Source organism: Helicobacter suis HS1, assembly GCF_026000295.1.
Taxonomy (GTDB): domain Bacteria; phylum Campylobacterota; class Campylobacteria; order Campylobacterales; family Helicobacteraceae; genus Helicobacter; species Helicobacter suis.
Genome location: NZ_AP026769.1, coordinates 1,240,736 through 1,252,466, shown reverse-complemented (window position 1 = coordinate 1,252,466; position 11,731 = coordinate 1,240,736). Strand labels below are relative to the sequence as shown.

At 40.1% G+C, this 11,731-nt stretch carries 10 protein-coding genes and 1 pseudogene; 2 read left to right on the top strand and 9 right to left on the bottom strand.

Annotation, left to right across the window (positions count from 1 at the left end; all coding sequences use genetic code 11):
• The 9 genes and pseudogenes from OO773_RS06875 to OO773_RS06835 all read right to left on the bottom strand — a co-directional run bounded on the left by OO773_RS06875 (position 1) and on the right by OO773_RS06835 (position 8,746).
• Complete coding sequence (locus tag OO773_RS06875) at positions 1-708, bottom strand: outer membrane protein (protein WP_006563981.1); 708 nt, start codon at positions 706-708, stop codon at positions 1-3.
• 50 nt (positions 709-758) lie between these two features.
• Positions 759-2,153 carry a (Fe-S)-binding protein gene (locus OO773_RS06870; RefSeq protein ID WP_233424253.1) on the bottom strand — a complete coding sequence of 465 codons (1,395 nt, stop codon included), beginning with the start codon at positions 2,151-2,153 and terminating at the stop codon, positions 759-761.
• Positions 2,098-3,198: pseudogene (gene hemN, locus OO773_RS06865) on the bottom strand (oxygen-independent coproporphyrinogen III oxidase); the annotation flags it as partial. The pseudogene hemN and the gene OO773_RS06870, both read right to left, overlap by 56 nt.
• Positions 3,199-3,331: 133 nt before the next feature.
• The gene (locus OO773_RS06860; RefSeq protein ID WP_264828499.1) at positions 3,332-3,991 is read right to left on the bottom strand and encodes a DUF2603 domain-containing protein; all 660 of its coding nucleotides are present in this window, start codon (positions 3,989-3,991) and stop codon (positions 3,332-3,334) included.
• A gap of 356 nt (positions 3,992-4,347) precedes the next feature.
• Complete coding sequence (gene aroC, locus OO773_RS06855) at positions 4,348-5,427, bottom strand: chorismate synthase (protein WP_073115670.1); 1,080 nt, start codon at positions 5,425-5,427, stop codon at positions 4,348-4,350.
• Positions 5,424-6,098 carry a ribonuclease III gene (gene rnc, locus OO773_RS06850; RefSeq protein ID WP_006565018.1) on the bottom strand — a complete coding sequence of 225 codons (675 nt, stop codon included), beginning with the start codon at positions 6,096-6,098 and terminating at the stop codon, positions 5,424-5,426. The genes aroC and rnc overlap by 4 nt, the downstream gene beginning before the upstream one ends.
• A gap of 18 nt (positions 6,099-6,116) precedes the next feature.
• Complete coding sequence (gene rnhA, locus OO773_RS06845; RefSeq protein WP_006563986.1) at positions 6,117-6,560, bottom strand: ribonuclease HI; 444 nt, start codon at positions 6,558-6,560, stop codon at positions 6,117-6,119.
• 8 nt (positions 6,561-6,568) lie between these two features.
• Entirely contained in the window at positions 6,569-7,621 is a 1,053-nt protein-coding gene (locus tag OO773_RS06840; RefSeq protein WP_232088085.1) for a tetratricopeptide repeat protein, read from the bottom strand.
• Between the two features lie 9 nt (positions 7,622-7,630).
• The gene (locus tag OO773_RS06835; protein WP_264828498.1) at positions 7,631-8,746 is read right to left on the bottom strand and encodes a peptidylprolyl isomerase; all 1,116 of its coding nucleotides are present in this window, start codon (positions 8,744-8,746) and stop codon (positions 7,631-7,633) included.
• A 126-nt stretch (positions 8,747-8,872) separates the two neighbouring features.
• Between OO773_RS06835 and OO773_RS06830 the strand changes: the two genes are divergently transcribed.
• Both OO773_RS06830 and OO773_RS06825 read left to right on the top strand, forming a co-directional pair.
• Positions 8,873-11,440, top strand: a complete 2,568-nt coding sequence (locus tag OO773_RS06830; RefSeq protein ID WP_006563988.1) for an ATP-dependent Clp protease ATP-binding subunit — start codon at positions 8,873-8,875, stop codon at positions 11,438-11,440.
• A gap of 9 nt (positions 11,441-11,449) precedes the next feature.
• Positions 11,450-11,689: a hypothetical protein gene (locus OO773_RS06825; RefSeq protein ID WP_034375198.1), complete on the top strand. Its 240-nt coding sequence runs from the start codon at positions 11,450-11,452 to the stop codon at positions 11,687-11,689.
• Positions 11,690-11,731: the final 42 nt, after the last annotated feature.

The following is an 11,731-nucleotide window of genomic DNA, read 5'->3' as shown; positions in this document are numbered from 1 at the left end:
TTAGAAGTTGTAGCGATACCCCACATACAAGCTATATTGTCTGCGGTAAGTAAAAGAGAGCCCTTTTTTGTTAAAGTAGTAATCATTAATGGTGGGGATTTTGATCCCAAAGTCAAATTCTTGGTGTTTGCCAATAGTGGTGCGCATACCTAGATTAAAGAGAAATTGGAAAATGGCAGGGTCTAGGACTTGTTCAGAATTGGCTGGATAAGCAATAGTAAGAAGCGGTCCGCCTGTGGTGTTGCCCCAAGAGTTACCAGCAATGGCTGCTCCTAAAAAGAACCCAAAGGTTACATCATCTTTATTAATCACATCATAGAGCGTATCAATACCACCGCCATAGGTAAACATGTCAGTGAGGTTAGCAAAAGTGCCTTTACCAGGTACCAGCTCGTTAGCCCCAAAAACAGAGTGTCCATAATCCATAAAGCCATAGTAGCGCAGACCAAACCATTTTTTCTTACCAAAGAATTGTTTATACCCCACGCTAATACCAAGTCCTTGCATCACGGCCAAAAGGCTGTAATGGCCAGAAGGTAACCTGCTAAAATTATAATCACTACCTCCCGGTTTAGGGTTTCTTACTGTTTCTCCAACCTGCCCTACTTCGTAACTTGCTCCCACATACCACGCATTCCTTTCGGCTTGCAGGCCTGTTACGCCAAGTACCATGGCACTTGATAAAAAGGCATAAAATCCTCTCTTCATGTCATCCTCTTCTTTATATTAAGTATTTCGGCTATTCTAGCATAATTTTTTTAAGATTTGTTTTTAAAAAAAGAAAAATTGCAATCTGTGAGCGCATGGTCTAAGAGTTCTATAGGGTGCAAAAATTGTACAGACGATTCGATTTGTGCTAAGGAGTTATTAATCTGCATTCTACAAGCCGAACACTCCGCACTCACCACCTGTGCCTTAGTTTGAGCGATGTCTAAAGCCTTAGGCGCTCCTGCTTTTAAAACCAAGTCATAATGCTCACTTTGCATGCTCACCCCTCCAAACCCACAACAACGATCGCTCTCCTGCATTTCAATTAAAGAGTGGTTGATCTGCAAAAGTGCGCGGGGTTCTTTAAAAACCCCTAAAACCTTTTTGGCATGGCAGGGATCGTGGTAGGTAAGAGTGAGGGGGATTTGTGGGCGCTCCTGTAAGTAATTTTTAAGCGGGGTAGAATTAGCTAAAAAAGCAGAGGCTAATTGTAATTTATCCTCTATGACTTTAAATTTTTCAAGCCAAGACATGCGATCCTTTTCATCGCTTAGGCTTTCTAAAATGTGCAAATAGTCTTTTTTAAGCATGCCTATACAGGTGGCCTCTGGAACTAAAATAGCCTCCACTTCAGAGGCAATAGAATAAAGCGAGGTGATGTTTTTTTGTGCTAAAAAATAGGCTGTGTCTAGATCCCCTGTAAAATACGCCGGTGCTCCACAACAAAACTGCTCAGGGATTAAAGCGCTGATATTGAGTTTATCTAGTAAAGAAAGTAGGCTTTGACCCACCTCTGTATAGTTATAATTGCTCAAACAGCCGATGAAAATACCCACTTTTCTAGGCGGAGTACTGGTATCTAAGGGGTTTTGAGGGGTGATGAGTCCCTTGTAGGTTTGTAAAAAGCTTTTTCTAGTAAAAGGAAAGATCACGCGTTTCTGCCAAGCTTTAGAGCCTTTAAAGCGCCATTTGAGTTTATCCTCTTCTCTTTTAAACACACAAGGCGCGAGTACATCACAAAGAGAAAACATAAAATCCATAAGTTTAGGATGCTTTAAAAGATAAAAATACGCCCTTTTATGCCAACTAATGCCATGTTTATTTGCGCTCATGTGGCGGATTCTCTCTATCATGGCATCTATTGGCAAATGCAGGGGGCAGACTTGTACGCAAGTGGTGCATAAAAAGCAGGTTTCAAAGATTTTTTTAAGCGAGTTATCTAGCTCTAAACTCTCTTGTTTGACCTGTGCGATCAAATCTAAAAACCCGCGCGGAGAGGTGATTTCATCTTTATGGATACGATAAATCGTGCAACTAGGTATACATTTAGCGCATTTAACACAAGCATTTGTACTGCTTTCTATTTCTTGCCAAAGGGCATTAAAGCCATTAGAGGGTTTGACTAAAACGCTTTTCTCCTTGGTGGGTTTTAAGATAGCTATCAAAAACCATAGCGATATTGCGCACTAACATTGCCCCTGTGGCGCTAGTTTTAAGCCCTGTATCGCTTAAGGTGAGTAGGCCATCTTGTTCGTAAGGTTTAAGCATCTTAAGCGCCTCTTTAAAGTGTGCTTTAAAATCAATGTTAAACGCCCTTTCAATACTTGCAAAATCAATTTCTAAATTATTCATCAAATGCATGATCACCTCTTTTCTAAGCCTATCCTCTGCACTTAAAACTATCCCTCTTTCTACCGGCAAATGCCTGTTATCTAGCGCTTGTTCGTAGTGCTTGAGGTCTTTAAAATTTTGGGTGTAATAATCTAGCCCCTCCCCAATGCTAGTAACCCCTACGCCTATTGTCTGGGAAAATTTTTGGGTGGTGTAGCCTTGAAAATTGCGCCTAAGCTCTTTATTTTGCAAGGCTTTATAAAGCTCGTTGTCTTTTTTGGCGAAGTGATCCATTCCTATCATCTCATAGCCGTGATCTTTTAAAAAGGCGATGAGAAACTGCAAGAGTTCTAACTTTTGCTCCGGTGAAGGCAAGGTTTTAGGATCAATTTTCATAGTGTGCTTAATCCATGGGACATGGGCATAATTAAACACCGCGAGACGATCAGGATCAAGCTTAAGCACCTTTAAAAGGGTTTGTTCAAAACTTTGGATACTCTGGAAAGGCAACCCATAAATAAGATCAAAGTTAATAGAGTGGATACCACAATCCCTAGCCCACTGCACTTTTTCTTGCACCAACTCAAAGCTTTGCAAGCGATTAACAGCCCTTTGTACCACAGGGTCAAAATCTTGGATACCAAAACTCAAGCGATTAAACCCCTGATTTTTAAGTACCTGCATCTGCTCAAAAGTAAAGTGTCTAGGATCAATCTCACAGCTAAGCTCTGCTTTAGAGGAAAAATTAGAAAAGAGGCTATAAATACTTTGGATAATGATTTCTAATTGCGTGGCATTAAAGAAGGTGGGGGTTCCGCCGCCAAAATGCAACTGCACAACCTCTCTTTTTGTGTCTAATGTGCAAATAGTCTTTTTTAAGCATGCCTATACAGGTGGCCTCTGGCGCTAAAATAGCCTCCACTTCAGAGGCAATAGAATAAAGCGAGGTGATGTTTTTTTGTGCTAAAAAATAGGCTGTGTCTAGATCCCCAAAGAAATCGGGATTTGTGGGTTAACAAAACTGCTCAGGGATTAAAGCGCTGATATTGAGTTTATCTAGTAAAGAAAGTAGGCTTTGACCCACCTCTGTATAGTTATAATTGCTCAAACAGCCGATGAAAATACCCACTTTTCTAGGCGGAGTATTGGTATCTAAGGGGTTTTGAGGGGTGATGAGTCCCTTGTAGGTTTGTAAAAAGCTTTTTCTAGTAAAAGGAAAGATCACGCGTTTCTGCCAAGCTTTAGAGCGTTTAAAGCGCCATTTGAGGCTAATTTTAGGCAAACTCAACACGCTTCCACGCATAGCTTCCAATTTTTTAAAGACCACCGCCATCGCATCTGCAAAGTCTATAGGGGTGAGTGTGGCCATGTCTCGTTCTAACTCTACGATAACTTTATCCTCATAGGCTTTTTGAATCATCCGTACGATGTATTGGAGTAAGGATTCTGGAATCACAACATATTTTTGATCTTGATCGTCTTTGACAAACCATGCTTCTTTGGTGTTAAAATCCCCTTCCTCCAATTCTAAAAGCATTTGTTTAGGTGAAAGCAATTTAGCCTGAACTCTATTTTTCCCTGATTCTAAACTTTGATAAATTTCTTGCATATCCGCTGGTTCATTTAAATGGGTTTTATTGCCTCTACTTTTGCCAGATCGTGAACTTTGCATATATACCTCTCTTTCTGCCTATTTTAGCATATTTTAACTATTCTTAGCAGAAATCCGGACAAATGCATTACCTTGTTTTTTAAAGGTCGTTTTATTTCAAAGGAGAGCAAATGTTAAAGGGTGTTTGTGTGTAGCGTTGGGAAATGCTAAGGCTTATTTTGACTTGGAAGCTATGTATCTTAATGGAGGTGCAAGAAAAGATCCACAAAAAGCTGATGAGTATTTTAAAAAGGCCTGTGAGCTAGGATATGAGGAAGCGTGTAAAAATTAAATATAAGTAGATCCAACCTTTATGGGTATCACCCGTCATGAATTATTACAAGTCTAAGTCCACCCGCCTTTAGCGGATAGATTTACTAATCTCTTGTATAAAACGCCTCCACACCACTAAGTTTAGCCCCCATATTTAAGAGTAGAAAATCTGCCACCACTAAGGCTAACAAACTCTCACACACCACACTCCCACGAATTGCAATACAAGGATCATGCCTACCTTTAATCTCTAATTCTACACTTTGGTAATGGATATTGATACTCTCTTGTTTAAGGGCTATACTAGAGGTGGGTTTAAAATGCACCCACACTAAAATATCCTCCCCTGTGCCCATTCCTCCAAGTACCCCCCCGCTATGATTGCTTTTAAAGCCTTCTTTATTCATGGCGTCGTTATAGGCACCACCCCGCATAAAAGAGGCATGAGGATCGCCTATAAAAACCCCCTTCACCCCATTAAGCCCCATCATCACGCTGGCAATCCGCCCATCTAATTTATCATAGAGGGGTTCGCCAAGACCTAGTAGATTTTTATGCGCTTTAGCTTTAATTAAAACAACCCCTCCCAAACTATCTCCGCTTTGTTTAGCCTCTAAAATGGCTTGTTTTTGATTAGCCTCTACCTTAGCATCTAAACTACAAATAACACTTTCTCTAGCAAAATTAAAATCTAAGTTAGTAGCCTCTATCCCCCCCACACTAAAAACCCCCCCCATAACTTCCATGCCAAGCTGCTTTAATAAAAGTTTAGCAATCGCTCCAGCCCCCACTCTAATCACGCTTTCTCTAGCCGATGCACGCCCCCCGCCTCTATAATCTCTAATGCCATATTTAGCAAAAGTACTAAAATCTGCATGCCCGGGTCTAAAATTCTCTTTAAGATTAGAATAATCCTTACTCCTGACATTTTGATTATGCACTAAAAGCCCAATGGGCGCACCGGTACTCTTGCCCTCAAATACCCCGCTTACAAGTTCAATAATATCCTCTTCTTGGCGAGGGGTGGTAAAAATACCCGTACTTTTACGGCGATTAGTTTCTGCCTGAATAAAATCCATATCCAGAATCAAACCAGATGGCACTCCCTCTAAAACCCCTCCAACCATGCTTGCATGCGATTCTCCAAAGGTAGTAAGCCTTAGCATTCTACCCAGTGTATTCAAGGCAATTCCTTACTTAATTGTTTATAAGCCACTTGGGCGCAAAGTTGTTCGGCTTGTTTTTTACTCCCTGCCTTGCAAGTTCCATAAAGTTTATTTAAAATAAAAATTTGCATTTCAAATTGCTTGGCGTGATCCGGGCCGCTTTCACTTTTAAGCGCATAAATTGGAATGGCTTTAAAACGCGCTTGAGTTAATTCTTGTAAAGCGCTTTTATAGTCCATAAACAAGGTTTTGGGGGATAAATTAGGGTAGGCCATGTCTAATAAATCTTGGATTAAGTTTTTAATGATCTCTAATCCGCTTTCTAAATAAATAGCCCCCATTAAGGCTTCAAAGGCACTAGAAAGAATGGAGGGTTTGGTGTGGCCATTATTATTAGCCTCAGCCTGTGAGATTAAAATGTGATCTTGCAAGTTTAAAGATAAGGCTAATTTAAAAAAGGCCTTTTCATTAACTAAAGAAGCGCGCATTTTAGAGAGATCGCCCTCTTGTAAATCCGTAAAACGGGTAAATAAAATCTCAGCCACCACTAAATCCAGCACGGCATCGCCTAAAAATTCTAATCTCTCGTTGTTTTTATGTGCCTTTGTACTTCTATGTGTTAGGGCTTGTTGTAGTAATAAAGGGTCTTTAAACACATAACCCAAGCGTTTTTGGAGGGTTTCAAACATCTCAAATCCTTTTTATCCTTAAGACGGGCAAAGCGTAGCTTTTTGTTTGTAGTTTAGGGCTTGTTCTCTAGCAAGTTTATCACAGAGCTCGTTTTCTGTATGCCCGTTATGGCCTTTGATCCAATGGGCAGTGATTAAATGATTAGCCTTAAGCGCTAAAAACTCTTTCCATAAATCCGCATTTTTAATCTTAGAAAAATTTTTATTGACCCAGACTTGCAACCACTCACTAATGCCATAACAAACATAAGTTGAGTCGCTGTATAAATCAATTTTACACGATTCTTTGAGAACTTTAAGGGCTTCATTGACGGCTCTTAACTCCATGCGGTTATTGGTGGTGTGTAATTCCCCGCCTTGAATGATTTTTTCAACACCGCAATAACGCAGAATAGAACAATACCCACCAAAACCCGGATTACCCAGAGCCGAGCCATCACAAAAAAGCTCAACATGTTTCATGCATTCTCCTAATTCAAATTACTATTCTTACTATAATCGCTAGGGTGTTTGTCTAAACTCAAGATAACTTCCTTTGGTCCGATTTTAGCACAAACCAAACAGCGATAACTCTCAAATGGAGAAAGACTTTTACAGGCTGTGCACTTATAGCTAAAGTTTAAACTCAAGGCATATTGTTTTTGAAATGTTTTAAAGACTTCTAACTCTAAAGTGTGGCATTTTCCTTGTATATACCCCTTAGCCACAAACACTTCTAAGAGATGGGGGTGTAAATCTTGCAAATAGGGTTTGATTTCTAAATAGTCTATATCCCAAAGTAAATCAATAAAAGGTACAGCCTCTTTTAAATGCGCGATTTCCTCAAAAAACAAGGTTTTATGATAAGTTTTAAGGTGTTTAAGGGCTAGTTTATAAAGTTTACTTTGTTGGCGTCCTAATTCTAAAATAGCCATGCTTTTATCCTCTAAGCCTAAATCTTGCTCCATTAAAACTTGCATTTGTAGGTAGTAATAATCATCTAATAACCGACTCTCCCCTAAAGCGTCTAAACATTCTAAAATCTCTAAAGCTGTTTGTGGATCACACATTGTTTCATAAACCTGCACCATAGCCTGCAACGCATGGGTGTTTCTAGGATCAATGCGCAAAACCTCCACCAAAATATCGCGCGCTTTTTGCACATAACCCATATCAATATAGGCTTTGGCTAAGTTTTCTAAAATCACAATGCGCTCATTTTGATATTTTGGCAAGAGTACTAAATAAATTTTAATAGCCTGCTCACTGCTACCATATGTAGCGTAGTGTTTGGCTAGAAACATCCATGTTTTAAACCCTAAAACCTCCAGCGGGTTTTCTTGTTCTTTTTGTAAAAGTTGTTGTACTTCAAAGGCTAGTTCTACTTGTGTGTAAGAAAGTGAGAGGGCGTTAAGAATTTTAAGATTGCGGCGATGGGCTAGAGTGGAGCGGCAATAATCTAGTAAAATTACACCCCCGATAATAAAAGCCAAAACCGCTACGCTAAAAAGCGAGTCTTTATAAATAAAGGCTAATTGCTCCACCAAAAAGCCCTAGCGTAAAAATTTGATTTTAGCTTTGACCCGCAGTTTTTCATAATATTCGGCTAAGATTTTATCTTGTTGCTCCTCTATTAATTTATTGGCAATAAAACCCCTTGCTTGAGCAAAAGACACCTCTTGTTTGCCTAATTTTTCCTCAATATAAAAGGCCACATAATTACCCCCACCCGCATTTAAAATAGGTGTAAAGGTGTGCTCTTTAGTGGAGAGAAACATCTGGGCAATTTGGGGATTTAAAGCTTTAATGCTAATTCTTTCCTCGCCCTTAGTAACTCCGGGTACATCTGTATCTTTATGTTCTAGGGCTTGGGTAAGAGTCTGGGTGTCTTTAGCTGTATAACGGGTGGCAAGCACATCGCTAGGTACAGTAAATTCGTCTCTATGGGCATTGTAATACTCGCGCATTTTGGTTTCGCTATTGGTGTTTGCATTAAAAAGTAAAATATTGCGCAATAACTCCCGTGTTTCTAATTGCTTTTTTAACTGCGCTTTGTAGGCAACTGGATTAATCCCCTCACCTGCTAGGGTACGCATAAAATCGCTAACATTCATTCCATTATGTTTAGCGATATTTTCAATCTCAGCATCAACTTTATCGTCCTCTATATCAATTTTAAGCCGTTTGATCTCTTGGGCTTGGATACGCTGGAGAATTAATGAGTTAATCGCTTGTTGGCGGTTAACATGGTTTACTTTTTCTTGCATCTCAATCTGATAAAGAGTGATGGGATCGTTATTTACCGTAAGAGCAATTCCCCCCACAATCCCATCTTTACGGTTTTCTACCATATCCTCTGGGGAAGCTTTTTGCTGTTTTTGTGGTGCCTGGGCTGCTTGCTTGGTTTGCTTATTTACCGGTTTAGTTTGTTTGGTTTGCTCCATGTGTCTTTGCTTGTGTGATAAGCTTCGCCGTAAAGATTGTCCGATTCTTCTATCTAAACTTCTTGCATGGCTTCTACTACCAGAAGCGCCACTACCCGTAACAGATTCTACCTTAGAACCTGCCCCCTGCAAAAGCACACAGCCCATACACAAAACAGGCCCCACACGCAATACCCAAGAACTAAAATTGGAGGTTTTTCTAACAAACTGGATAAGTTTTAACAATTTTTTTCTCGTGTTGGTTTAACCCCTTAAGTATAGTATAGCTGGACTAAGGAGCAGATTAAAAACTATGATGCAAAAATAACCAATAATCGTTATAATCTCTACATTTTTTAAAAAGGAACTTTTATGGCTTTTGTTTTTGAAAAACTCACGCATAATCTCAAAGAAGCCCTCGATCAAGCGCTTTCTTTAGCCTTACACGCTAAAAATCCTGAGATCGAGCCTTTGCATTTATTTTGGGCTTTACTTTCTAATCATAGCTCTTTACTCAACCAAGCCTTAATCAAAATGGGGGTAGATAAAACCCCGCTAGAGCTAGAAGCCCGCAGTTTAGCCGATAAACTGCCCAAAAGTTCGCAGGTAAGCGCGCAGGATCTACGGCTAAGTAAAAATTTAGCCGATGGCTTGCAAACAGCCTTAGGTTTAGCGCTTAAAAAGGGGGATTTATACGCAGCCATTGATACATTTATTGAGGCTAATATAGAAAGTTTTAAAGCATGTTTTGGTCAGTTTTTAGACACAACAGAGCTTTTAAAAACTTTAGAGAGTTTAAGGCAGGGGGTTAAAATCCAAGAACCTAATGATGATGCTAATTTAGAGGCTTTAGAAAAATATGGGATCAATCTTACAGCTAAAGCTTTAGATAATGGGCTTGATCCGGTCATTGGACGCGATGAGGAAATTTTGCGCATGATGCAAATTCTTATTAGAAAAACTAAAAATAATCCTATTTTACTTGGTGAGCCGGGGGTGGGTAAAACCGCTGTTGTAGAAGGACTAGCTCAACGAATTGCTAAAAAAGAAGTCCCGCTTTCCTTGCAACATAAACGGGTGGTGATGTTAGATTTAAGCATGCTTGTTGCGGGGGCTAAATACAGAGGCGAATTTGAGGAGCGTTTAAAAAAAGTGATAGAGGAGGTCAAAAAAGCAGGGAATGTGATTTTATTTATTGATGAAATCCACACCCTAGTAGGGGCGGGTGCTTCAGAGGGGAGCATGGACGCAGCTAATATTTTAAAACCGGCCTTAGCCAGAGGAGAACTCCACACCATTGGCGCGACTACGCTAAAAGAATACCGCAAATATTTTGAGAAAGATAGCGCGCTAACTAGGCGTTTCCAGCCTATTTTTGTAAATGAGCCTAGCGTGAATGAGACTTTACAGATTTTAAGAGGGCTTAAAGAAACGCTAGAAGCCCATCACAATGTAAGCATTAATGATAGCGCTTTAGTGGCTAGCGCTAAACTCTCCAGCCGCTATATCCCCGATCGCTTTTTACCCGATAAGGCCATTGATCTAATTGATGAAGCAGCCGCAGCACTTAAAATGCAAATTGAATCTGAGCCCTTTGCGCTTTCTCAAACCAAGCGCAGTATCCAACAATTAGAGGTAGAAAAGCAAGCGCTTTTAATGGAGGAAAGCGAGGGCAATAAAGAGCGTTTAGCGGTGGTAGAAAAAGAATTAGAACATGCGCTAGAGGAAAAACAACGGCTAGAGGCGCAGTTTAGCAACGAACAAAAGGTTTTTAAAGACATTGCAGAGGCTAAAAATACCATTGAAAATTTAAGGCGCGAGTCAGAAATAGCCAAACAACAGGCAGATTTTAGAAAGGCCGCTGAGATCGATCATGACAAAATCCCCACCCAAGAAAAAGAGGTACAGGCTTTAGAAAAACAACTTTCTACTATGCAAGAACAGGGCTCTCTTTTAGAACATGCGGTGAGTAAAGAGGGGATTGCGCGCATTGTGAGCCAGTGGACACAAATCCCGGTACAAAAAATGCTACAAGAGGAAAAAGATAAGATTTTACACATGGAAGAAGAGCTAGAAAAACATGTAATCGGGCAAAAAACAGCTATTAGCGCCATTTCTAAGGCCATTAAGCGCAATAAGGCCGGTTTAAGCGATCCAAATAAACCCATTGGAAGCTTTTTATTCTTAGGGCCTACAGGGGTGGGCAAAACTGAAAGTGCTAAAAGTTTAGCCCGCTTTCTTTTTGATAGCCAAAAGAATTTGATCCGCCTAGATATGAGCGAGTATATGGAAAAACATGCGGCCAGTCGGTTAGTGGGCGCGCCTCCGGGGTATGTGGGCTATGAGGAAGGGGGGCAATTAACAGAGGCAGTTAGGCGCATGCCCTATAGTGTGGTACTCTTTGATGAGATTGAAAAGGCACATCCAGATGTTTTTAATATGCTTTTACAAATTTTAGATGAGGGGCGTTTGACGGATAATAAAGGGGTGGTGGTGGATTTTAAAAACACCATTATTATTTTAACAAGCAATATCGCCAGCGAGGCTATTATCCAATTAAGCGATGCAGAGGCTAAGAGAAAAGCGGTACAAGATACCCTTAAAAATTATTTTAAACCCGAGTTTTTAAACCGCCTAGATGATGTGGTGATCTTTAATCCTTTAGAAATGGAGAGCATTGTACAGATTGTAGATTTACTCTTCATGCAAATCCAAGAAAAACTCAAGGAAAGAGATATTGTAATTGAGATTAGCCAAGCGGCTAAAGAATACATCGCCAAAAGCGGGTTTGATCCTATTTATGGCGCGCGTCCGCTTAAACGGGCTTTGTATGAGGAAATAGAGGATAGACTAGCGACTTTGCTTTTAGAAACGCATACAGATACCTCCAATCTACTTTTTGATGTAGAGAATGGGGGCATTGTGATTAAGAAATTCTAAGGAGCGCTTATGGCAAGAGAAAAGAAAGTAGAAAATCCAGAGACAAACAAAGAGGCTATCCCTGATAATGTAATTCGCATTGAAACAAAAGATGATTGTGAGGATTATATAGAAATTATCTTTGATAGGCCAGTAGCAGAAATAAAAAGAGAAATAGCCGCGCAAAAAAAGGCTGAGAGGCTTTTATTAAACCAAAAGAGGGCTTGGTGGTGGCGACTTAAACGCATCTTTAAAAGAGGGAATAAATGAGAGGAAAAACACGCACAGACATACAAGAGCAAGAGAACCCGC